Below are 21,908 nucleotides of genomic sequence, written 5' to 3'. Positions count from 1 at the left end.
GGAGGGAGCGGCCATGGCGCGACAGGAGCTGGCTCGATTCCTGCGGGACCGCCGCGCAGCCCTGCGTCCGCACGACGTCGGACTACCCACCGGCGTCCCGCGCCGCACCCCGGGCCTGCGCCGCGAGGAGGTGGCCGAACTGGCCCACATGTCTGTCGACTACTACGTACGCCTGGAGCAGGCCCGCGGCCCCCGTCCGTCGCCCCGTATCCTGGACGGGCTGGCCGGTGCCCTCCGTCTGACACCGGCCGAACGCAGCCATCTGTTCCGCCTCGCCGGGACGAGCGCGCCGCCGCCCGCCACCGGTGCCGTCCGGCACGTACGTCCGCATGTGGCCCGTATGCTGCGGCGGCTGCCCGAGACCGGCGCGATCGTCACCGACGCGGCCTACGGCATCGTCGCCTGGAACCCGCTGGCCCGGGCCCTGCTGGGCGGCGACCTCGGGCAGCGGACGACGAACCTGGCCCGGCGCCGTTTCCTTGTGGAAGGGCGGATGTACGAGAGCTCTGGCGCCGAGGAGTTCGGGCACATCGTGGTGGCCCGATTGCGCAGGGCCGCCGACCGCTACCCGCACGACCCGCGGCTCGCCGCCCTGCTGGCCGAACTGCACGCGGGCAGCGCGGAGTTCCGCCGGCTCTGGGAGACCGGGCCGGTGCACGCGCCCGGTCACCGCACCAAGACCCTCGACCACCCGACGGCGGGCAGCCTGCGGCTGAACTGCGACGTGCTCCTGGTCCCCGAGGACGACCAGGAAGTCGTCCTGATCACGGCCGATCCCGGATCCCCGTCGGCCAGGGCCCTGCGCAGGCTGGCCACGACGGTGTGCGGCGGGACAAGCGGGAGAGGGCCGGACTGTCAGGACGTGGCAATCCGTGAGCCCGCCAAGTGAGAACCCACCAGGACGGCGCGCCGGGCGACCGACAGGCGGCAAACGAGCACCGCCCCGAGTTTCGCCGGGCCCGTTGCTCCTGTTTCAGACGTCCTGCATCTCGATCAGCTCGGCGTTGAAGGTGCCGCCCAGGGCCTCGACCACCGCGGTTGACGAGCCCGCGACGGAGCCGATCGATGCGGCGGCAGCGATCGAGCCGACCGGTGCAGCGGGTGGACACCCGGTCCGGTCGATCCTGGCCCCCGCGAGTCCGTGCTCGGCGAACACCCGCGAGAGCGGCCGCCCTCACCCCGCCGGGCCGCCCGCTGGATCACCACCGCACCATCCCGTCGGGCGGCGGGCTGTGTCCGCGCTGATCCCCGGTATCTCTCGCGGGCAGCTGGCAGCGGGGTAACCTGCCTGATCGGGAACGGTCTTGACACGTGCGGCGTTCGTCGTCTGCACCGTCCGCCGCCGTCCGGCGGGCCGGAGCCCTTGGCAGGGGCGCCGGAGCGGATGTGCCCGGCTCTCGGGTCCGGTGTGGACGAGGGATGGACAGATGTGCGCATTCGTGCTGGTCGCCGAGGACGATGCGAAGCAGGCCGAGCTGGTCCGGCGGTACCTGCGGCGCGAGGATCATTCGGTTCTCGTGGTCGGCGACGGCCGCGAAGCGGTCGATCATGTGCGCAGCAGGCGACCGGACCTGCTGATCCTGGACGTGATGATGCCGGAACCGGACGGTCTGGACGTGCTGCGCGTGCTGAGGCGTGACTGCGACGTGCCGGTGCTGATGGTCACGGCCCGCACGACGGCCGAGGACAAGCTCACCGGGTTCGACCTGGGCGCCGACGACTACCTCACCAAACCGTACGATTCCGGGGAGCTGATGGCGCGCGTGCGTTCGCTGCTGCGACGTGCCCGGCCGGCCGACGGGTCCGCCGTACTGCCGCTCCGAGCCGGGGCGCTGTCGCTCGACCAGGTCCGCCACGAGGTCCGGTTGCACGGGCGCAGGGTCGACTGCACCCCGGCCGAGTTCCGCGTGCTGGAAGCGCTAGGGGAGGACGATGTTGCGGCCGGGTCCGCCTTCGAGGGCGTCCTTTCCGGTGCCACCGCAGACGAGGTCGTCGCCGCCTTCGCCGTCCAGTGTGTCGTCACCGGGGCCGCCGAGGACGATGTCGCGGCCGTCCCCGCCCATGGCGTGGTCGTCGCCGGGGCCGGCGTGCACGGTGTCGTCACCGCCGTAGCCCTCGATCATGTCGTCGCCCCGGCCGCCCCACATCCGCTGGCTGCTGCCGTCACCCATCAGGTGGTCCATGCCGTCGCCGCCGTGCAGGGCGGCGGGTCCCATGACCATGTCGTTCCCCGCGCCGCCCAGAACCGTGCGTGCGGTGTGGGCGTGCAGCTCGTCGTCGCCGGGGCCGCCGCTGACGGTGCCGACCCCGGGGGTGAAGGCGGCGATCGTGTCGTCGCCGTCGCCGAGGAAGACGTCGATCCTGTCGGGCCGGGGGCTGTCGGCGGGCAGTTCGCAGACGACGGAGGTGGTGTCCTCGGCTCTGGAGTACGCACAGTGGTCGCCCGGTTCGAGCGGGACCACGTCGCTGAAGCCGATCCGCCGGATCCCGTCACTGGTGTACATGGAGAATATGTTGAGGTTGTTGGTCTGCCCTGCAGCGGCGGTGAAGACGATCGACTGAGTTGCCCAGTCGGCTTCGACGCGGGCCTTCGCCTCGGTGGCGGTGGCGGCGGCTGCCGGACCGAAGGCGAACAGGATCACGGCGACCGCGCTGACGGCGGCTCGGTTTCGGTTCATGAGACCTCATCTCGGTGGAGCGACGGTGGGCCGACCTGCATGGCGTGGTGCTGCCGGGGACCGGGCGGACCCGGTCGGGAGGGCAGTCTCTCCTGCTGGTCCGGAGGATCTGCAAGACCTCGGATTGACGAGTCGTCATGGAGAGACGATGACCCTCCGGACGTGATTGGTGGTTGCCGCTGGTCAGGCATGCTCCCGGTGTCGCCGTGGCAGGATTTGCGCGGTCAACTCTGGCTGGGTGACGCGGCGTTGCCCGGTGCCGGACCGACCGGGAAGAGCTCGACGAGGCCCCGGCCGCTCCGGAGGAAGTGGCGGAGAAGGCCCCCGGCGCGGGGACTGTCCTGCCGCACTGGCACGAGGCGGCGACCGTGGAGGTGCTCGTGGTGGACTACCGGCGGATCGTCGAGCCGGTGGCCGCTAGGTGGGTGAAGGCGATCTCCGACTCCGTCGGGACCGATGAGGACGGGGTGGCGGTGATCGTCGGGTGCGAACATGGAACGGACCCGGGCGTGATCAGCCAGCGGCTCTTCTGGTCCGTGAGCGTCTTGGGGTCGCGGCGGCCCAGGTGCGTTGGAGCGCGCCGAGATTGATCTGCGTTGCTGGTGGCTTCACTCGCTGCGACATCCATGCTCCACTGCCGTCGGTTCAGATCCGAGGAGCACGCACGGTCCCGCTGCGTGCCATCGGCCGCGTTCTCCGCGCGATGCGCCCCGGCATCGCCTCTTCCGACTCGCGGCTCTCGGCAGATTCCCTGTTCGCCGCCCCACTCTGAGATCAACTCCGCTTGTTTCATTGACATTTCACTCAGAAGTCGTACCTTTGGGAGCGCTCCCATGGTGTGCTTCGCAACTGGAAGGAGTTCCCCCCACATGCGCAAACAGAGCCCATTAGCCGGGCGTCCCCGGTCGGCCCTCCGCCGGCCCCTCCAGGCGCTCGTCATGCTGTTCGCCGTGGTTGTCGGCGCACTGACCTGGTCGGCCCCCGCCCAGGCTCACGGCACCGTCGTCGGCCCACCCTCCCGCGCGTACCAGTGCTGGCAAAAGTGGGGTAACAACCACACGAACCCGGCCATGCAGACCGAAGACCCCATGTGTTGGCAGGCCTTCCAGGCCAACCCCGACACCATGTGGAACTGGATGAGCGCGCTCCGCGACGGCCTCGGTGGCCAGTTCCAGGCGCGGACCCCCGACGGGACGCTCTGCAGCAACAACCTCTCGAGGAACGCCAGCCTGAACAAGCCCGGGCAGTGGAAGACGACCAACGTCGGCAGCAACTTCTCGGTCCACGTGTACGACCAGGCGTCCCACGGTGCCGACTACTTCAGGGTCTACGTGAGCAAGCAGGGCTTCGACCCCAAGACCCAGACCCTGGGCTGGGGCAACCTCGACTTCATCACGCAGACCGGCCGCTTCGGCCCGGCGATGGACTACAGGTTCAACGTCAACACCTCCGGCTACACCGGACATCACATCCTGTTCATGATCTGGCAGGCCTCGCACATCGACCAGACCTACATGTGGTGCAGCGACGTGAACTTCGGCTGAGCCGGGGAGCGCAGTACACGGCACCGGCCTCTGCCGGGCGCCGGTAACCCGCCGCCTGGCCGGCCGAGCCCCGACGGGGCAGGGGATCCATGTGCTCACCCTGCCCCGACGGGGCTCCTTTCGCTCCTGGTGTGAACGCGCCCGAACGTACGGCAGCCGCACGGCAGCCGGCTCCCCACCGTCTCGGCAGACTCGTTACAGGCGACAGCTGTGCCGACGCCGCACCCCAAAGGTGAAGGCCAAGGCAGACTCAGGCGCGAGCTAGCGAAGATCGCATCCGATACGTGTGCCAACACGGAGTATCTCAACGCTGCCGACCTGCGCGAGCGGACTGCCCGTGGAGCCGAGGCCGTCGCACAGCTGGTTTTCACCGAAACGCCGATGAGCACGTCGCTCGGCGAGGGATACGTGTGTCTGGCGCGGCTGGACGAGTACTACCGCTTCGTGACGCCCGACAACGAGGCGTTGCGCTTGGAGCTGTTCGAGTCCAGTCGGCCCACTCCGCACCGGACAGCTCGCGGTCGTCGGGGAGGAGCCGCGCGTCGAGTGTGGAGGACCGCCCGCCGGTCCCCGCCGGGGCTCGCCGTGAATGGTTGAGCCAGGAGGGGGATCTTCGAGGTGCTCGCTGCGGGAAACATCGGCAGCAGGTAGTCGCTCAGCGCTCGCATGTAGATGATGCAGTCCGGGCAGCGGCGGGAGAGGTGGACCAGGTAGTGGTGGTGGGCGGTGATGTAGGTCTGCTGGCCGCCGTCCGGGTCCCGCGGACGCCAGCCGTCCTCGTTGGTCGGGGTGTGCCAGGAGGGGGCCACCACCTGCATGGCGTCGCCCCGCAGGTCGCCGCCGACCACACTCCTGAGGACGACGACCTGGTCGCCGGGCTCGAAGTGCTGGCGGGTGATATCCCGCTCCGGAGTGAGCGGGTCGGGCATCGGCTTGAGGGTCGGGGTGTTCGCAGGAGGCCGGGACGGCGGGGCTCACTGCACCGTCCCTGGGGCGAGGGTGCCGTGCGGCGGCTGGGGTGTGAGTTGCTCGGGTGCGGGCCGCGGGACATCTCCGGGGCGTCACGGGCGGCGGGCGAAGGCCCGTCGGGGGCGACAACTCGTCGCCTTCGCAGGGGAATTGCGCGACCCTCTGTCGCTTGTGGCGTACGTCACGTCGCGGCAGGGTGCCCGCCATGTCCGAGCACACGTCTCAGCACTCGGCTCAGCGTACGGCTGAGCAACCCGCACCCGAGGTGCAGCGCCTCAAGGCGAACTCCGTCGGGATCGTCGGCGTCGTCTTCATGGCCGTCGCCACCGCCGCGCCCATCACGGCGATGACCGGCAACCTGCCGATCGCCGTCGGCGCGGGCAACGGCACCGGCGCGCCGGCCGGCTACCTCTTCGCGACGCTCGTCCTGACGGTGTTCTCCGTCGGGTACGTCGCCATGGCCAGGCGGATCACCGCGGCCGGCGCCTTCTACGGCTACATCTCGCACGGCCTCGGCCGCATCGCGGGCATGGCGTCGGGGATGCTCGCCGTCCTCGCGTACATCGTCTTCGAGGCGTCGATCGTCGGCGTCTTCTCGTACTTCGCGAAGACCACCGTCGAGGACCAGCTCGGCGTCGACCTGCCCTGGATCGTCTACGCGGCCGCGATGCTCGCGGTCACCGCCGTCCTCGCGTACTTCGACATCAACCTCACGGCGAAGGCGCTCGGTGTGATGCTCGTCGCGGAGATCGCCGTCCTCTTCGCGGTGGCCACCGCGGTGCTGGTCCAGGGCGGCGGCCCGGACGGCATCCCCATCGAGCCGATCAACCCGAAGAACGCCTTCACCGGCACCTCCGCCGGCCTCGGCCTCTTCTTCGCCTTCTGGTCGTGGGTCGGATTCGAGTCGACCGCGATGTACGGCGAGGAGTCCCGCAACCCCAAGCGCGTCATCCCGCGCGCGACCCTCATCTCGGTGACCGGCGTCGGCCTCTTCTACATCTACGTCTCGTGGATGACGATCGCCGGCAACGGCCTGTCGGGCTCGGTGCGGGTCTCGCAGTCCACCGACCCCCTCGACCTCTTCTTCGACCCGGCGCACAGCTTCATCGGGGCGTGGGCGGTCGACGCCTTCCAGTGGCTGCTGATCACCGGCTCGTTCGCCTGCGGCATGGCCTTCCACCAGTGCGCCTCGCGCTACCTGTACGCGATCGGGCGCGAGGGATTCCTGCACCCCGCCCTCGGCCGCACCCACCCTGCGCACGGCTCCCCGTACATCGCCTCGTACGTCCAGTCCGTCATCGCCGTCGTGCTCGTGGCCGCCTTCTGGCTCACCGGCCAGGACCCCTACATCCACCTCTACACGCTGCTCGCGATCCTCGGCACGATGGCGATCCTCATCGTGCAGACGTTGTGCTCGTTCGCCGTGATCGGCTACTTCCGGCGCAACCACCCGGAGGACCGGCACTGGTTCAGGACCCTGCTGGCCCCGCTGCTCGGCGGCATCGGCATGATCGTCGTCGTCGTTCTCCTGGTGATCAACATGGACACGGCGGCAGGGTCCGCCGCCGACTCCCTCTTCTTCAAGGCCATTCCGTGGATCGTCGGCCTGGTCTTCTTCGGCGGTCTCGCCCTCGGCCTGTATCTGCGGGCCAGGCGGCCGCGGCGTTACGAGATCATCGGCCGCATCGTCCTGGAGGACGCGGCCGAACGCACGAACGACAGCGACACCCGGCAACCGTCCACGACCGTCTGAGGAGTCCTCGTGCCCCGGTCACAACCCCTGCACGCCCTGCGCCGCCTGGCCGCCGAACACCACGCGGCCGCCCGCCTCGGCATGCCCGTCGCCGAACTCCGCGCCGTGCGCGCCGAGTCGCCCACCCGCCGTACGCTCCTCAAGGGCGCCGCCGCGGCCACGCTGGCCGTCGGCGCGGGCCTCGCCACGGCACCCCGTGCGAGAGCCGCCGACGCCAAGGCGGCCCCCCGCATCGCAGTCGTCGGCGCGGGCATCGCCGGTCTCACCGCCGCACTCACGCTCCACGACGCGGGCCTGAACTGCACACTCTACGAAGCGCATCCCGACCGCGTCGGCGGCCGCATGTGGACGCAGCGCGACCACTGGGCCTACGGCCAGACCTCCGAGATCGGCGGCGAGCTGATCGACACCGGCCACAAGAAGATCCAGCAGCTGTGCCGCCGCTTCGACCTCCCCCTGGAGGACTTCCTCGGCGGCGGCCCGAACGGCGCCGAGGAAGTCCTCTGGTTCGACGGCGCCTACTACCCGCGCGCCCAGGCCGACGAGGACTTCAAGGCGGTCTACCAGCCGTTGCGCCGCGACCTCCAGGAAGCCGGCGAGGTCTTCTGGAACCGGACCACGCCGACCGGCACCGCCCTCGACAACATGTCGATACACGAGTGGATCGACTCACGCGTTCCCGGCGGCCACGGCTCCCCGCTCGGCCGCTGGTTCGACGTCGCCTACAACGTCGAGTACGGCGCCGACACCACCGACCAGTCCGCGCTCGCCCTGGTCCTGCTCATGGGCTACCAGCCGAACCCCGGCAACTTCAACATCTGGGGCCTGTCCGACGAGCGCTACCACGTCACCGGCGGCAACGACCGACTCCCGCGCGCCATCGCCGACTTCCTGCCGGACGGCACGCTCCGCCACGGCTGGGCGCTGCAGGCGGTCCGGGCGAACGCCGACGGCACCCAGACCCTCACCTTCACCGAGGCGGGCGCCACCCGCACCGTCACCGCCGACCAGACGATCCTGTGCGTCCCGCTGCCGGTCCTCCAGCGACTCGACCTCGCCCGGGCCGGCTTCGACGCCCGCATGACGGATCTCCTCCGGGACGCCCGGATGGGCCACTGCACCAAGCTCAACATGCAGTTCACACACCGGCCTTGGCGGGGCTCGGGCCCCTGGCCGGGCGTCTCGGCGGGGGACTGCTTCACCGACTCCGACGTCCAGCAGACCTGGGACACGACCAAGATCCAGCCCGGCACGGGCGGCATCCTCATCCAGTACGGCAGCGGCAGCCTCGCCACCGCACTGAACCCGGCGACGCCCTTCGCCACCGAGTCCGACCCCTACGTCCGCGACCTGGCGGCCCGGCGCCTGAAGGAAGTCGACGCCTTCTTCCCCGGTACGTCGACGGCCTGGACCGGCAGGGCCCAGCTCTCCGCCTGGCACCACAGCCCCTACGCCCTCGGCGCCTACTCCTACTGGCCCGTCGGCTACCTGCACCGCTACGCCGGCTACGAGGGCACTCCGCAGGGCAACATCCACATCGGCGGCGAGCACTGCAGCTACGACTTCCAGGGCTTCATGGAGGGCGCCGCGACCGAAGGGGAACGCGCCGCCCGGGAGGTGATCGCCGAACTGACGTAGCCGCCGCGGTCGCGGCCGCCCCCGGGAGGATCCGCTGAACCGGCGAGGACCGTACCGGCTCAGAGTGCGACGACGTCGCGGAGCGACCGCAACTGGTCGTTGAGGTGGGTGCACGTCGATGACCCCCGGAAGTCGGTCCGCACCTCCTGGCACACCTCACGCAGATCGCCTCCCACCAGCCGGCCCGCGCTGCCGGCGGCGGCGGGGCACTCCGGCCAGGGCAGCACGCGGGGTGTGGCGACGGCGTCGAGTACGCGCCACGTCTCCGGTACGACCCTCGCGCGCACCTCGTACTCGTGGATGACGGTCGCGCACCCGTCGGCGGCGAGGTGGCTGTCACGGAACAGCGACTCCGCCGAGATGACCTCACCCGGCAGCACGTCGAGGCGCCGCTGCCGCCGCATGCCGTGCGGCGGCAGCGCATCGAGCCGATGCCAGGCGAGGGGGTCGTCCCCGGACTCCAGCAGCGGAGCGGCCGGGCCGGTGGCGAGCGGGAAGCGTCCCCCGCGCTCGATCCCGGCCAGGACCGTCCCGCCCCGCCGGAAGCCGGCGCACAGGTCCGGGACGGGCCGGTAGTCCGAGCGTCCCCCGGCGCCGCGCACTCCCGCCGCCTCGATGACGTGGTGGGAGACCAGCGTCGCGCCGGGCACGTCGTCGAGCAGCGTGTACAGCAGCGAGCGCGCGTCCCGCTCGTACGGGACCAGTTCGTCCAGCCGAGCCCGGAAGCCGGACCCGGCAGTCGCACCCACCAGTCCTCCGAGGGCGGGGACCACCGGGGCGGTGGTGACCCGGGTGACCCTGCGCCCGTCCAGGAATGCCACGCGCATGTCGAAGGACGCCTCGCCCAGCACGGACGCCGACCCGTCGTGAGCCGTGGCCAGGTCCCGGGCCCGGCCGCGCAGCACGAGGTCACCGAGCACCCCGGCCGGCCGCAGCATGTCGATGCTGCTGGTACGGCGGACCGACCCAGGAACGCGCGCCGGAGTCCCGCTGGTCGGTCCGTGCGTCCCGCGACGTGGGCACGGAGTCAACGGTCCGCTTCCCGCCCCGCCAGGTCGGCGGCGGCTATGTGGCCGAAGACCATGGCGGAACCGATCGGCGCGCCCGGGCCCGGGTAGTGGTGGCCGGACACCGACGCGGCGGTGTTGCCGGCCGCGTACAGGCCCGGTACCGGGGCGCCGTCCCCGCGCAGCACCCGGGCGCGGGTGTCGGTCCGTACGCCGCCCTTGGTGCCCAGGTCGCCGAGGACGATCTGCACGGCGTGGAAGGGGCCGCGATCTATCGGCACCAGGCAGGGGTTGGCGCCCTCGCCCCGGGCGAAGAAGCGGTCGTACGGGTCCTCGCCGCGGTGGAAGTCCGCGTCCACGCCGTCGGCCGCGTAACCGTTGAAGGTCCGCACGGTGCTCCGCAGCGCCTCGGCGTCGACGCCGATCTGCCGGGCGAGGCCGCCCAGCGTCTCGGCGGTGCGCCACACTCCGGCCGCGGTGAAGGCCTGCCGGTCCGCGGGAACGACGGTGATGCCGGGCAGTTCGTCGCCGAACCGGTCGTCGAAGACCCACCACACCGGGTTGTCGGGGGTGGTCCCGGCCTTGGCCGCGAGCATCCGGCGGCCCATCCGGTCGTACGGCAGCGACTCGTTGGCGAAGCGGCGCCCCGAGCCGTCGACGAAGATGCCGCCGTGCAGGCCGAGGGTGAAGGCGGCCGAACCGTCGGGGAAGCGCAGCGAGGGGCACCACCAGGCCTGGTCGAGCAGGCCGGTGGCGGCTCCGGTCTCGACGGCGGCGATCAGCGCGTCCCCGGTGTTGCCGCCGGGTGCGCCCATCGTCCAGTCGGCGCCGGGCAGGTCCTGCCACTCGCGGCGCAGCTCGGCGTTGGCCTCGAAGCCGCCGGCGGCGAGGAGCACTCCGCGGCGGGCGCGGATCCGCAGGGTGCCGCCGTCGTGTGCGGCTTCGGCACCGACGACGCGGCCGTCGTCGGTGATCAGGTGGGTGAGGGCGGTGTGCCGGAGCGTGCGGCCGTTGCCGGTGGACTCGAACGCCAGCAGCAGGCGGCCGATCAGGGCCCGGCCGTCGGTGAGCGGACCGTCGGGGGCAGGCAGGCCGAGCCGCTCGGCCCAGGCAGGGGGGCGCACGGCGTCGAGCAGCGGGTGCGGGCCGTCGGGCGCCGGCAGGTCGACGGGGAAGACGCCACGGCCGGCCTCGAAGCGTCCCGGCGCCTCGTAGTAGTCGGGGAACGGCCGGTGTTCGAAGCGGACGTGCGGGTTGTCCTCCAGGAAGGCGACGGTCGCCGCGGCGCCGTCGATGTAGGCGTCCTGGAGGTCGTGCGGGGTGGTGTCGCCGACCACCGCACGGAAGTAGGCGCGGCCGAGGTCGGCGGAGTCCGGCACGCCGTCACGTGCCTGGGCCTGGTTGCCGGGCAGCCACAGGCAGGCGCCGGCGTAGGCGGTGGTGCCGCCGAAGTACCCGGTCTTCTCGATGACCAGGGTGTCCAGGCCGCGGGCCGCCGTGCCGTAGGCGCCGGTGAGCGCGCCTCCGCCGGAGCCCACGACCAGGACGTCGCACTCCTGGTCCCACGTCTGGTCCGTGTTCGCCATCTCGTCTCTCCCATGCGGTTGGTTGGCGGTGCGGGGGAGCCGGAGGAGAGGTTCGACGCACGCGTCGGCACCGCTTCGGCGCCCCCGGCTACGAAGCCGCTTCGGCGCCCCCGCCTCCGGACGTCAGTGCCCGTGCCTCTCCCGCGCCGCGCGCCGCAGTTCGCCCTTGAGGATCTTGCCCCCGGCGTTGCGCGGCAGTTCGGGTACGAGACGGAAGTGCCGCGGCACCTTGAAATTGGCCAGGCGTTCCCTGGCCCAGCCGGTGAGGTCGGCCTGCGTGGGGCGGGCGCCGTCCTCGGGGACGACGAAGGCCACGCCGACCTCGCCGAGCCGGTCGTCCGGGGCGCCGACGACGGCGACCTCGGCGATGTCCGGATGGCCGCGCAGTGTGTTCTCGACCTCCGCCGGATAGGCGTTGAAGCCTCCGACGACGTACATGTCCTTGAGCCGGTCCGTGATCGACAGGTAGCCGCGTTCGTCGAGCACGCCGACGTCGCCGGTGTGCAGCCAGCCGTCGGCGTCGATGGCCCGGGCGGTGGCCTCGGGGTCGTCGAGGTAGCCGAGCATGACGTGGTAGCCGCGCACGACGACTTCGCCGGGCTGCCCGGGCGGGAGGACGCGGCCGTCCGCGTCGACGATCCGCAGTTCGGTGCCGGGCAGTGCCGGGCCGACGGTGAGGGCGAGGGTGCGGGCGTCGGCGTCGACGGGGCAGACCGAGACCACTCCGGCGGACTCGCTGAGGCCGTAGGCGGTGAAGACGTCCTGCGCGCCGAGGGCCTGGCGGATCTCCTCGATCAGTTCGGCGGGGATCGTGGCCGCTCCCGTGCCGGCCAGGCGCAGCGACGTCAGGTCGTGCTCGGCGCGCCGGGGATGGCGGATCAGGCCGTGGAAGACGGTCGGCGGCCCCATGAGCACGCTCACCTTCTCCTCCGCCACCCGGCTCAGGATCCGGTCGGTGTCGTAGACCGGCTCGGGCAGCATGGTCGCCCCGCTCAACAGGCACGCGAGGACGCCGGCCTTGTAGCCGAAGGTGTGGAAGAAGGGGTTGACCAGCAGGTAGCGGTCGCCGGGCCGCAGGGTGACGGTCCGCGACCAGGTGCCGAACACGCGCAGGGTCTGCTCGTGCGTGATCATCACGCCCTTGGGGCGGCCCGTGGTGCCGGAGGTGTAGAGGATGTCGGACAGGTCCTCCGGACGCACGGCGGCGGCACGGGCGGACCGCTCGGCGTCGGGCACGGCCTCGCCGGCCGCCAGGTAGGCGTCCCACGGGACCGCGTCCTCGGTCGCGTCCCCGCGCAGGACCACGATGCTGCGCAGCTGCCCGAGATCCTCCCCGGAAGCCGTCAGCATGGCCACGTAGTCGGTGCCCAGGAAGCCCCGCTCGGTGAACAGCACCTGCGCACCGCTGCGCCGGACGATGTCAGCGGCTTCGGCCGCCTTGTAGCGGGTGTTCAGCGGCACCAGGACGGCCCCCACCGAGACCGCGCCGAGCGCCGCGGTGATCCACTGCCGGCTGTTCGGCGCCCAGACGGCCACCCGGTCGCCGGGCCCCACGCCGTGGGCGACGGCGGCCCGCGCGGCCGCGTGCACCTCGTCCCGCACGCGCGCGAAGCTCCACCGCACCTCACCGTCGACAAGAGCCTCCGCGTCCCCGAACGCGTCGGCGGCGAAATCCGCCAACTGCGCGACGGTGACGGGCCCTTCCTGTCCGGGCTCTCCCCATGGGTGGCTGTTCATACTGATCACGAGCCTCCTGATCTCCGCGGTGTTGCCGTGGCACCGGCGCTGCCGAGGGCGGTATCACACATCGCTGCCTCCCGTCGTGGCCATGGGGATCTCCCACCCAGTGGGAGACCCGGCCGGACGACCGTGCCGTGCGGGCCGCCCCGAGCTGTCCGGTCACGACGTGAAACGGGGTGATGCTGCGGCTGTGGCTGGGGCGCCTGTTGGGGCCGGAGCGGATGCGCGAGGTGCTGGGCCGGCACCGGGACTGTGCGGAGACGATGCGGCAGCGGGCCACGGCGGACGCCGAGGGTGCCCGCGCCGAGGAGGCGTGGGCGTACACCGCGCTCACCCTCAAGTGGGCGGAGCGGTACTACGCCTCGGAGCGGGGCCTGGCCGACGCGATGCCGGCCGACGTGGAGGAACCGGAGCGCAGGCGGCCGTAGGTGCGGCGGAAGTAGAGCAGCGGGTCGGCGGTGCGGGGGCGGTCGGCCGCGGCGAGCGCGGTGACCCGGCCGAGGGCGATCAGGTGGTCGCCGCCGGGCAGCGTGCCCGCCAGTTCGCACTCGATCGTCGCGAGCGCGCCGTCGAGCAGGGGCGCGCCGTTCGTCCCGGGGTGCCAGTCGGCCCCGGCGAACTTGTCCCCGCCGGTCACGGCGAACTGCCGGCACAGGCGCTGCTGGTCGGCCGCGAGGAGATTGACGGCGAAGCGTCCGGCCGACCGGATCTTCGGCCAGGTGGTGGAGGTGCGCGCGGGGCAGAAGCACACCAGGGGCGGGTCCAGGGACACCGAGGAGAAGGACTGGACGGCCATCCCCGCCGGCCGTCCGTCGGGCTGGGTCGCGGTGATGACCGCGACGCCGGTGCAGAAGCTGCTGAGCACCTCCCGCATGGCCGCGTCGTCGACCTGTGCGGCTCGCAGCGGAGCGGTCCGGGGGGTGAGGGTGGTCATGTCTCCTCCGTGTTTCCCATAGGAGTGTTTCTCATCGGAATGCCGAGATGGGCATCGGCCGGGTCCTTGCGTCAAGGGCCGGTCAGGCCCAGGCCGGCGGCCACTCGGCCTCGGTGCCACGCCGGCGGGCCGAAGAGCTGGCCCGAGCCGTGCGCGCGCTTGAAGTAGCGGTGGGCGTCGTGCTCCCAGGTGATGCCGATACCGCCGTGCAGCTGGATCATCTCGCCCGCCACCGTCGAAAAGGCCTCCGAGCAGGCGGACTTGGCGACGGACGCCGAGCGGCTCAGCTCCGGGGAGCCCTCGGCGGCGGCGAAGGCCGCGCCCAGCGCGGCCGAGCGCGCGGACTCCACCAGCACGTACGCGTCCGCGAGCCGGTGCTTCACCGCCTGGAAGGAGCCGATGGCCCGGCCGAACTGGACGCGGTCCTTGGCGTAGGCGACCGTGAGCTCCAGGCACCGCTCCGCCGCGCCGACCTGCTCGGCGGCGAGCGCCGCGCAGGCGAGGTCCAGCACGTGCCGCAGCACCCGGCCGCCGTCGCCCTCCGCGCCGACGAGCCGGCCCTCGGCGCCCGAGAGCACCAAGCGCGCCTGCGCCCGAGTGCCGTCCATCGTGACCACCGCTTCGCGGCGTGCTCCCGTGTCGTCCACGGCCACATGGAAGAGCGAGACCCCGGTTTCCGTGCGGGCCGCCACGAGCAGCACATCGGCCTCGGCCCCGTCCAGTACGTGCTCCTTGGTCCCGGTGATCCGCCAGCTCCCGCCGGGGCCCTGGGCGGCTACGGCCCGGATCGCCGCCGGGTCCCAGGAACCCTGCTCGGCCCACGCCAGGGCCCCCACCGCACTGCCCTCGGCGAGCCGCGGGAGCAGTTCCGCGCACGCCGCCCTGTCGCCGGAGGCGAGCAACACCTGCACCGCGAGCACCGCGGAGCCGAGACAGGGCACCGGGCTGAGCTCCCGCCCCAACTCCTCCATCACGACATGGACTTCCCGGGCACCGCAGCCCGCGCCGCCGTACTCCTCGGGGACGGCGAGCCCCGCGACGCCGATCTGCTCGGTCAGCGGACGCCAGGCCGCCGCGCCCTCATGGCGTCCGAGCAGCGACCGTACGGCAGATCGCAGTTCTTCCTGTTCCTCCGTCAGCCTCACTCGTCTGCTCCCTTCTGTCCCATCTGTCCATATGTCCGAACTATCTGGTCAGGTCCCGGCCGCGGGTTTCGGCGATGCGCCAGATGGCCAGCGCGGTCACGAGCCCGCAGACGACGACCAGACCCGAGAGCGGGGCGCTCCGCATGCCGCCCGAGGCGGAGAGCAGACCGCTGGCGATCAGCGGGGTGAACCCGCTGCCGATCAGCGCGGCCAGCTGGTAGCCCATGGACGCCCCGGTGTAGCGGACCTCGGTGCCGAACATCTCGGACAGCAGCGGGCCCAGCGGCGCGTACATGGCGGACTGCAGCAACTGGCCGAGGAGGATGCCGACGATGAGCAGGGCGGGCGACTTGGTGTCGATGAGGGCGAACATGGGGAAGGCGAGCAGCACGATGCCCACCGCACCGCTCAGGACGACCTTCCGGCGGCCGACGCGGTCGGACAGCGCCGAGAAGAGCGGAATCGTCACCAGGCCCATGAACGAGGCGGCGATGAGCCCGTTCATCACCTCGGAGGTGGCGTAGCCGATGCCCGTGGCGTAGGTGAGGATGAAGATGCTGATCATCCCGGTCAGGGCGAAGGGGCCGATACCGACGGCGCACGCGAGGACCAGGGCCCGGGGCCTGCGCAGCACCTGCGCCAGCGGAATGCGGGACGGACCGCCCGCCTCCCGCTCCTTCTGCGCCGCGATCGCCTGCCGGAACAGCGGGCTCTCGCTGATGCTGATCCGCACGTACAGGCCGATGCCCAGCAGCAGCGCGCTGAACAGGAACGGGATGCGCCAGCCCCAGGCCATGAACTCGTCCTGGGGGAGGAGTGTGGTCGCGGTGACCGCGAGCGTGGACAGCAGGAAGCCGATCGGTGACCCCATCTGCATGACACCGTTCCACAGGCCGCGGCGCCGCGCGTCGGCGTGCTCGACGACCATCAGCGTCGCCCCGCCCCATTCACCGCCGATGGCGATGCCCTGGACGACGCGGAAGAGGACCAGCAGGGCGGGGGCCGCGATGCCGATGGCCGCATACGTGGGCAGCAACCCGATCAGGAAACTCGCCGCCCCCATGAGGACCATGGTGAGGACGAGCATCCTCTTGCGGCCGAGCCGGTCTCCGAAGTGGCCGAAGACGGCACCGCCGACGGGCCGCGCGACATAGCCGGCGGCCAGGGTTCCGAACGAGGCGATCGTGCCGACCGTGGGATTGGACTCGGGGAAGAACAAGGGGCCGAAGACGAGCGCGGCCATCGTGCCGTAGAGCAGGAAGTCGTAGTACTCGATGACGGTGCCGAGCAGGCTCGACAGCGCCACCTTGCGCAGCAGGGCCGGACTCGGAGCCGTCGACGGGCTCTCCGGTCTCGGTGACCTCTCCGGCTTTGCCGGTCCGTCGGCTCTCCGGGGTCTCTGCGGGGACGGTGCGGCGGACATGGCTGACTCCCTTGAGCGGTAGGGGTGTTGGGGACGTGCAGGGGATGTACGAGCGGTGATGTCCCGTGGAAGGTGAGCCGTGGGGAGGCGCGGATCAGTCGGCGAGGACGCGCGCGCGACAGGCGGCCGGTGTGCCCCAGGCGGACCGCAGTGCGCGGGCCTTGCGGATCCACAGGGAGAGGTCGAGCTCGTCGGTGTAGCCGAGGGCACCGTGGACGTGCAGGGCCGTGCGGGCCGCGGTGTACGCGGCCTCGCACGCGGACACCTTCGCCGCCGCGATCTCGCGGTCGGCGCCCGGATCCTCCGACGCCAGCGCGAGGGCCGCGGCATGGACCAGGGGCTGGGCGAACTCCAGGGCGATCAAGACGTCGGCCAGACGGTGCTTCACCGCCTGGAACGAGCCGATGGCCACCCCGAACTGGGTGCGCTGCCGCGCGTATTCGACCGTCCGCGCCAGCAGGGTGCGGCCCAGTCCGAGGGCCTGGGCGGCTGTGGCCAGCGCCGCGACACCGGCGGCGTACGCCGCCGCGGCCGTCACCCCGGCCCCGTGCGTGAGGACGGTCCCGCCGAGCGGCCGGGCCAGCCGGCGCGCCGGGTCGGCGGACGGCTGGACGGTTCCGGCCGTCCGAGCCAGGCGTACGGTGCCGTCGTCCACGACGAAGACCGCGTCGGCGGCGTCGGCGTCCAGGGCGTAGGGGCTGTCGGGGGAGAGCGGGCAGAGGGTGGCGACGGTCTTGCCGGAGGCGATGCCGGGCAGCCAGGCGGCGGCCGCCGCCTCGTCGCCCACGCGGTCGAGGAAGGCAGCCACGGCCACCGTCTCCACGAGCGGCCCCGGTACGGCGTGGCGGCCCAGTTCCGTGAAGGCGACGGCGAGTTCGACCGGCAGCGGGCCCACCCCGTCGTACCGCTCCGGCACGGCGAGGGCGAAGACCCCGGCCTCGGCGAGCCGGGACCAGAGCGCGCGGCCGGGCGCGGTGTCCCCGGCCGCCCACGCCCGTACGACCGCGGGAGTGTCGGCCGCCGCCAGCATGCCGTCCAGGGAGCGGGCGAACTCCCGCTGCTCGTCGTCGAGGAGGAACCGCATCACCGGCGTCCCTTCGGCAGGCCGAGCAGCCGCTCGGCGATGATGTCGCGCTGGATCTCGTTGGTGCCGGCGTAGATGGGCCCGGCGAGCGAGAAGGTGTACCCCTCGGCCCAACTCCCGTGCGCGGGAGCCTCCTCGGCCTCGTCGGACAGTTCGCCGCACGGGCCGAGCAGGTCCAGGGCCGTCTCGTGGAGGGCGATGTCCAGCTCGGACCAGAAGACCTTGTTGAGGCTCGACTCGGCGCCGATCGAACCGCCGGCGGCGATGCGCGAGGCGCCCGCGTAGGTGAAGAGCCGGTACGCGCGGGCGCCGATGACCGCGTCGGCGACCCGGTCGCGCAGGGCGGTGTCGTCAGGGTCCGCGGCGGAGCGCCACAGTGCGGTGAGACGGTCGGCGGCCGCGGTGAAGCGTCCCGGGCTGCGCAGGGTCAGTCCGCGCTCGTTGCCGGCCGTGCTCATCGCGACCCGCCAGCCCTGGCCCGGCTCCCCGATCACGTCCTCGTCGGGCACGAAGACGTTGTCGAGGAACAGTTCGGCGAAGGCGGGCTTGCCGTCGAGGCGGCCGATCGGGCGTACGGTCACACCCTCCGCGTCCAGCGGGAACATCAGATAGGTGAGGCCGCGGTGCGGTCGGTCGGCGTCGGGGTCGCTGCGGAAGAGGCCGAACGCGCGGTCGGCGAAGGCCGCCCGGGACGACCAGGTCTTCTGGCCGCTCAGGAGCCAGCCGCCGTCGGTCCGCACGGCCGTGGAGCGCAGCGACGCGAGGTCGGACCCCGACTCCGGCTCCGACCACGCCTGGGCCCAGATCACCTCGCCGCTCGCCATGGAGGGGAGGATGCGGGCGTGCTGCTCCGGCGTGCCGTGCTCGAAGAGGGTGGGGGCGAGGAGATGGATGCCGTTCTGGCTGACCCGGCCGGGCGCGCCGGCCGCGTAGTACTCCTCCTCCATGATCAGCCACTCGAAGATGGTGGCCGCACGGCCACCGTACTCCTCGGGCCAGGAAACGACCGACCAGCGGTCCGCGAACAGCGTGTGCTCCCACTCCCGGTGGGCGGCGAAACCCTCGGCGGTCTCCAGGGAGGGCAGGGGGCTGGCGGGGACATGGGCGGCGAGCCACGCGCGGGCCTCGGCGCGGAACGCCTCCTCCGCCGCCGTGAAGCCGAGGTCCATCAGGCACCCGCCTCCTTCATCGTGCGGATGTCCATCCCGCCGAGCGGGTCCCGCGCCGTCTCCGCGTTGTGCGCGTGCGCCAGGTGGTGCAGTCCGAAGACGGAGTCCAGCCCGGTGTGCAGGCCCTGCAGATCCTCGGCCTGGTTGACGGCACGCTTGGCCAGCGCCAGCCCCAGGCGCGGCATCTCGGCCATCCGGGCGGCCAGCTCCATCGTCCGCTCGGACAGTTCCGCGCGCGGCACGACCCGGTTGACCATTCCCACCTCGTACGCGCGCTGTGCGCTCATCCGGTCGCCGGTGAACAGGAACTCCTTCGCGATGCGCGGCGGCATCACCCACGGGTGGGCGAAGTACTCCACGCCCGGTATCCCCATGCGCACCACGGGGTCGGCGAAGAACGCGTCATCGGAGGCGACGATCAGATCGCAGACCCAGGCGAGCATCAGGCCGCCCGCGACGCAGGCCCCCTGCACCGAGGCGATCAACGGCTTGGGCAGCTCGCGCCAGCGGCGGCACATGCCCAGGTAGACCTCGGACTCGCGGGCGAAGCGGCTCTCGGCGCCCTCCTTGTCGGAGTGGTCCCACCAGAGGCCGGCCCTGCGGTCGAACGGCAGGTGGGCGTCCCGTTCCGGGGTGCCGATGTCGTGGCCGGCGGAGAAGTGCTTCCCCGCTCCGGCGAGGACGACGACCTTGACCTCTCCGTCGTCGGCCGCGCGGTAGAAGGCCCGGTCCAGGGCGTACGTCATCGCGGAGTTCTGGGCGTTGCGGTAGTCGGGCCGGTCCATGGTGACCACGGCGACGGGGCCGCGGCGTTCGTATCGGACAGGCGATGTGGGCGCGGTGTGGGCGGCTGACATGCACCCCTCCTTCCCTAACAAGTGTTTGGTAGGTTAGCTTACGGGTCCTCGGCCGTCGAGAAGTCGAGCCGCCCCTTCGTCGAGAGTCGTCCGGAGCCGCCCATGAGCAGCGTCGAGGAGTTCCGCACCGAGGTCCGCAGCTGGCTGCGCGACAACCTCACGGGTGAGTTCGCCGCCCTGCGCGGAAGCGGCGGCCCCGGCCGGGAACACGAGGCCTTCGCCGAACGCCTGGCCTGGGAGCGGCACATGGCCGCCGCGGGCTGGACCTGCGTCGGCTGGCCGAAGGAGTACGGCGGCCGCGGCGCCACCCTGGAGCAGCAGGTCGCCTTCCACGAGGAGTACGCCCTCGCGGACGCCCCCGCCCGCGTGGGCCACATCGGCGAGCAGCTGCTCGGCCCCACCCTGATCGCCTTCGGCACCCCCGGGCAGCGCGAGCGCTTCCTGCCCCGGATCGTCGCCGTCGAGGAGCTGTGGTGCCAGGGCTACAGCGAGCCGGACGCCGGATCGGACCTGGCGAACGTGCGGACCCGGGCCGAGCCCGACGGCGACGAGTGGGTGGTCACCGGGCAGAAGACCTGGACCTCACTCGCCCACGAGTCCGACTGGTGCTTCGTCGTCGCCCGCACCGAGCCCGGCTCCACCCGTCACCGGGGCCTGTCCTACCTGCTGGTCCCGCTGGACCAGCCCGGCGTGGAGGTCCGGCCCATCACCCAGCTGACCGGTACCTCCGAGTTCAACGAGGTCTTCTTCGACGGCGCCCGCACCCCTGCGTCGAACATCGTCGGAGCGCCGGGCGACGGCTGGAAGGTCGCCATGGCCACGCTCGGCTTCGAGCGGGGCGTGTCCACCCTCGGCCAGCAGGTCGGCTTCCGGCGCGAGCTGGAGTCCGTCATCGAGCTGGCCAAGCGCAACGGCGCGGCCCGGGACCCGCTGATCCGCGACCGGATCGCCCGGGCCTGGATCGGCCTGGAGATCATCCGCGGCAACGCGCTGCGCATGCTCGACGGCGTCGCCGCGGGTGCGCCCGGCCCCGAGGCGTCCATCGGCAAGATCTTCTGGGCGACCTGGCACCGCGAGCTGGGCGAACTCGCCATGGACGTCTGCGGCGCCGGCGGAATGCTGGCGGCCGGCGAGCCGTACGACCTCACCGACTGGCAGCGGCTGTTCCTCTTCTCCCGCTCCGACACCATCTACGCCGGCTCCAACGAGATCCAGCGGAACATCATCGCCGAGCGCGTGCTCGGTCTCCCCAAGGAGGTTCGCCCATGACCTCGGCCCTGCCGCCGTACGTGCCCGGCCACCGCCTGCTCGCCGGGCGCACCGCGGTCGTCACCGCCGCCGCGGGCGCCGGCATCGGCGGCGCGACCGCCCGGCGGCTGCTGGAGGAAGGCGCGCGTGTGGTCGTCTCCGATGCCCACGCCCGCAGGCTGAAGGAGTCCGAGGCGGAGCTGGCCGCGGAGTTCGGCGCGGACCGCGTGGCGTCGCTGCCCTGCGACGTGACCGACGAGGCCCAGGTCACGGCGCTCTTCGACCTCGCCGAGGAACGCCACGGCCGGCTCGACATCGTCGTCAACAACGCAGGGCTCGGCGGTACCGCCGACCTCGTCGACATGGCCGACGAGCAGTGGGACAAGGTCCTCGACGTCACCTTGAAGGGCACCTTCCGGTGCACGCGCGCCGCGCTGCGCCGGATGAGGGCGGCAGGCGGCGGGGGCGTCATCGTCAACAACGCCTCGGTGATCGGCTGGCGCGCCCAGAAGGGCCAGTCGCACTACGCCGCCGCCAAGGCCGGGGTCATGGCGCTCACCCGCTGCGCCGCGCTGGAGGCCGCCGAGTACGGCGTGCGCGTCAACGCCGTCTCGCCGAGCCTGGCCATGCACCCGCACCTGGTCAAGGTCACCACGCCCGAGCTGCTTGAGGAGCTGACCTCCCGCGAGGCGTTCGGCCGCCACGCCGAGCCGTGGGAGGTCGCCAACGTCATCGTGTTCCTGGCCAGCGGCTACTCCTCGTACATGACGGGAGAGGTCCTGTCGGTCAGCAGCCAGCATGCGTGAGGCAGGAACGGCCGGGTGTCCGAAGGCAGCAGCGACAGCGGGAAGCCCGCGATGAGGCCGTCGCCGGAGCGGCGCGAGGAGCTCCTGGCCACCGCCGCGGAGGTGTTCGCCGCACAGGGGTACAACGCCACCACCGTCCGCACCATCGCCGACGCGGCGGGGATGCTCGCGGGCAGCCTCTACTACCACTTCGACTCCAAGGAGTCGATGCTCGACGAGATCCTCTCCGGCTTCCTGGACGAGCTGTGGGCCCGGTACGACGCCGTGCTCGCCGCCGGGCTCGGACCGAGGGAGACGATCGAGGCCCTCGTCACCGAGTCCTTCCGG

Annotated in this window: 20 protein-coding genes and 2 pseudogenes; 10 read left to right on the top strand and 12 right to left on the bottom strand. The window is 72.1% G+C overall.

Annotated features, from left to right (window positions below):
- The first annotated feature begins 13 nt into the window (after positions 1-13).
- Entirely contained in the window at positions 14-889 is an 876-nt protein-coding gene (locus H0H10_RS01425) for a helix-turn-helix transcriptional regulator (protein ID WP_188178935.1), read from the top strand.
- Positions 890-973: 84 nt separating this feature from the next.
- Here the strand turns inward: H0H10_RS01425 and H0H10_RS01420 are convergent, their stop codons facing one another.
- Positions 974-1,156, bottom strand: a complete 183-nt coding sequence (locus H0H10_RS01420; RefSeq protein ID WP_188178934.1) for a hypothetical protein — start codon at positions 1,154-1,156, stop codon at positions 974-976.
- Positions 1,157-1,427: 271 nt separating this feature from the next.
- Here H0H10_RS01420 and H0H10_RS01415 point away from each other — a divergent pair.
- Positions 1,428-1,757, top strand: a pseudogene (locus tag H0H10_RS01415) (response regulator); the annotation flags it as partial.
- 162 nt (positions 1,758-1,919) lie between these two features.
- Here H0H10_RS01415 and H0H10_RS01410 read toward each other — a convergent pair.
- Positions 1,920-2,678 carry a calcium-binding protein gene (locus H0H10_RS01410; protein WP_188178933.1) on the bottom strand — a complete coding sequence of 253 codons (759 nt, stop codon included), beginning with the start codon at positions 2,676-2,678 and terminating at the stop codon, positions 1,920-1,922.
- A gap of 308 nt (positions 2,679-2,986) precedes the next feature.
- On the opposite strand from H0H10_RS01410, the gene H0H10_RS39495 reads away from it, so the two are divergent.
- Complete coding sequence (locus H0H10_RS39495; protein WP_188178958.1) at positions 2,987-3,268, top strand: hypothetical protein; 282 nt, start codon at positions 2,987-2,989, stop codon at positions 3,266-3,268.
- Positions 3,269-3,547: 279 nt separating this feature from the next.
- Positions 3,548-4,222 carry a lytic polysaccharide monooxygenase gene (locus H0H10_RS01400; RefSeq protein WP_188178932.1) on the top strand — a complete coding sequence of 225 codons (675 nt, stop codon included), beginning with the start codon at positions 3,548-3,550 and terminating at the stop codon, positions 4,220-4,222.
- A 632-nt stretch (positions 4,223-4,854) separates the two neighbouring features.
- Here H0H10_RS01400 and H0H10_RS01395 read toward each other — a convergent pair.
- A pseudogene (locus H0H10_RS01395) lies at positions 4,855-5,151 on the bottom strand (hypothetical protein); the annotation flags it as partial.
- 245 nt (positions 5,152-5,396) lie between these two features.
- Here H0H10_RS01395 and H0H10_RS01390 point away from each other — a divergent pair.
- Together H0H10_RS01390 and H0H10_RS01385 are read left to right on the top strand one after the other, a co-directional pair.
- Entirely contained in the window at positions 5,397-6,944 is a 1,548-nt protein-coding gene (locus H0H10_RS01390) for an APC family permease (protein WP_188178931.1), read from the top strand.
- 9 nt (positions 6,945-6,953) lie between these two features.
- Positions 6,954-8,582, top strand: a complete 1,629-nt coding sequence (locus H0H10_RS01385; protein ID WP_188178930.1) for a flavin monoamine oxidase family protein — start codon at positions 6,954-6,956, stop codon at positions 8,580-8,582.
- 59 nt (positions 8,583-8,641) lie between these two features.
- On the opposite strand, the gene H0H10_RS01380 is transcribed toward H0H10_RS01385, so the two are convergent.
- From H0H10_RS01380 to H0H10_RS01370, 3 genes are all read right to left on the bottom strand, one after another.
- Entirely contained in the window at positions 8,642-9,520 is an 879-nt protein-coding gene (locus tag H0H10_RS01380) for a DUF2889 domain-containing protein (RefSeq protein ID WP_188178929.1), read from the bottom strand.
- Between the two features lie 89 nt (positions 9,521-9,609).
- On the bottom strand, positions 9,610-11,175 hold the full coding sequence (locus H0H10_RS01375; RefSeq protein WP_188178928.1) for an FAD-binding protein: 1,566 nt from the start codon (positions 11,173-11,175) through the stop codon (positions 9,610-9,612).
- 123 nt (positions 11,176-11,298) lie between these two features.
- Positions 11,299-12,912 (bottom strand): FadD3 family acyl-CoA ligase, encoded by a 1,614-nt coding sequence (locus H0H10_RS01370; RefSeq protein WP_188178927.1) that lies wholly within the window; start codon positions 12,910-12,912, stop codon positions 11,299-11,301.
- A 182-nt stretch (positions 12,913-13,094) separates the two neighbouring features.
- Here H0H10_RS01370 and H0H10_RS01365 point away from each other — a divergent pair, with 182 nt between their 5' ends.
- A complete protein-coding gene (locus tag H0H10_RS01365) occupies positions 13,095-13,343 on the top strand; it encodes a hypothetical protein (RefSeq protein WP_223179223.1) in 249 nt (82 codons plus the stop codon).
- On the opposite strand, the gene H0H10_RS01360 is transcribed toward H0H10_RS01365, so the two are convergent.
- The 6 genes from H0H10_RS01360 to H0H10_RS01335 form a co-directional block, all read right to left on the bottom strand.
- The gene (locus H0H10_RS01360) at positions 13,271-13,849 is read right to left on the bottom strand and encodes a flavin reductase family protein (RefSeq protein ID WP_188178926.1); all 579 of its coding nucleotides are present in this window, start codon (positions 13,847-13,849) and stop codon (positions 13,271-13,273) included. The two genes, H0H10_RS01365 and H0H10_RS01360, sit on opposite strands and share 73 nt — an antisense overlap.
- 71 nt (positions 13,850-13,920) lie before the next feature.
- Positions 13,921-14,994 carry an acyl-CoA dehydrogenase family protein gene (locus H0H10_RS01355; protein ID WP_188178925.1) on the bottom strand — a complete coding sequence of 358 codons (1,074 nt, stop codon included), beginning with the start codon at positions 14,992-14,994 and terminating at the stop codon, positions 13,921-13,923.
- A 40-nt stretch (positions 14,995-15,034) separates the two neighbouring features.
- Positions 15,035-16,309 (bottom strand): MFS transporter, encoded by a 1,275-nt coding sequence (locus tag H0H10_RS01350; protein ID WP_373566785.1) that lies wholly within the window; start codon positions 16,307-16,309, stop codon positions 15,035-15,037.
- 202 nt (positions 16,310-16,511) lie between these two features.
- Positions 16,512-17,501, bottom strand: a complete 990-nt coding sequence (locus tag H0H10_RS01345; protein WP_188178923.1) for an acyl-CoA dehydrogenase family protein — start codon at positions 17,499-17,501, stop codon at positions 16,512-16,514.
- Entirely contained in the window at positions 17,501-18,670 is a 1,170-nt protein-coding gene (locus tag H0H10_RS01340) for an acyl-CoA dehydrogenase family protein (protein ID WP_188178922.1), read from the bottom strand. Before H0H10_RS01340 ends, H0H10_RS01345 begins: the two co-directional genes overlap by 1 nt.
- The gene (locus tag H0H10_RS01335) at positions 18,670-19,527 is read right to left on the bottom strand and encodes an enoyl-CoA hydratase (RefSeq protein WP_188178921.1); all 858 of its coding nucleotides are present in this window, start codon (positions 19,525-19,527) and stop codon (positions 18,670-18,672) included. The genes H0H10_RS01340 and H0H10_RS01335 overlap by 1 nt, the downstream gene beginning before the upstream one ends.
- A 102-nt stretch (positions 19,528-19,629) precedes the next feature.
- Here H0H10_RS01335 and H0H10_RS01330 point away from each other — a divergent pair, with 102 nt between their 5' ends.
- The 3 genes from H0H10_RS01330 to H0H10_RS01320 form a co-directional block, all read left to right on the top strand.
- The gene (locus tag H0H10_RS01330) at positions 19,630-20,796 is read left to right on the top strand and encodes an acyl-CoA dehydrogenase family protein (protein WP_188178920.1); all 1,167 of its coding nucleotides are present in this window, start codon (positions 19,630-19,632) and stop codon (positions 20,794-20,796) included.
- The gene (locus H0H10_RS01325) at positions 20,793-21,581 is read left to right on the top strand and encodes an SDR family oxidoreductase (RefSeq protein WP_188178919.1); all 789 of its coding nucleotides are present in this window, start codon (positions 20,793-20,795) and stop codon (positions 21,579-21,581) included. The genes H0H10_RS01330 and H0H10_RS01325 overlap by 4 nt, the downstream gene beginning before the upstream one ends.
- 51 nt (positions 21,582-21,632) lie before the next feature.
- Positions 21,633-21,908, top strand: a 276-nt coding sequence (locus H0H10_RS01320; RefSeq protein ID WP_188178956.1) for a TetR/AcrR family transcriptional regulator, incomplete at its 3' end; no start/stop codon positions are given.

This window comes from Streptomyces griseicoloratus, assembly GCF_014534645.1.
GTDB lineage: Bacteria > Actinomycetota > Actinomycetes > Streptomycetales > Streptomycetaceae > Streptomyces > Streptomyces griseicoloratus.
Note: the sequence above shows the minus strand (reverse complement) of the source record. Positions and strands in the feature narration are given on the sequence as shown.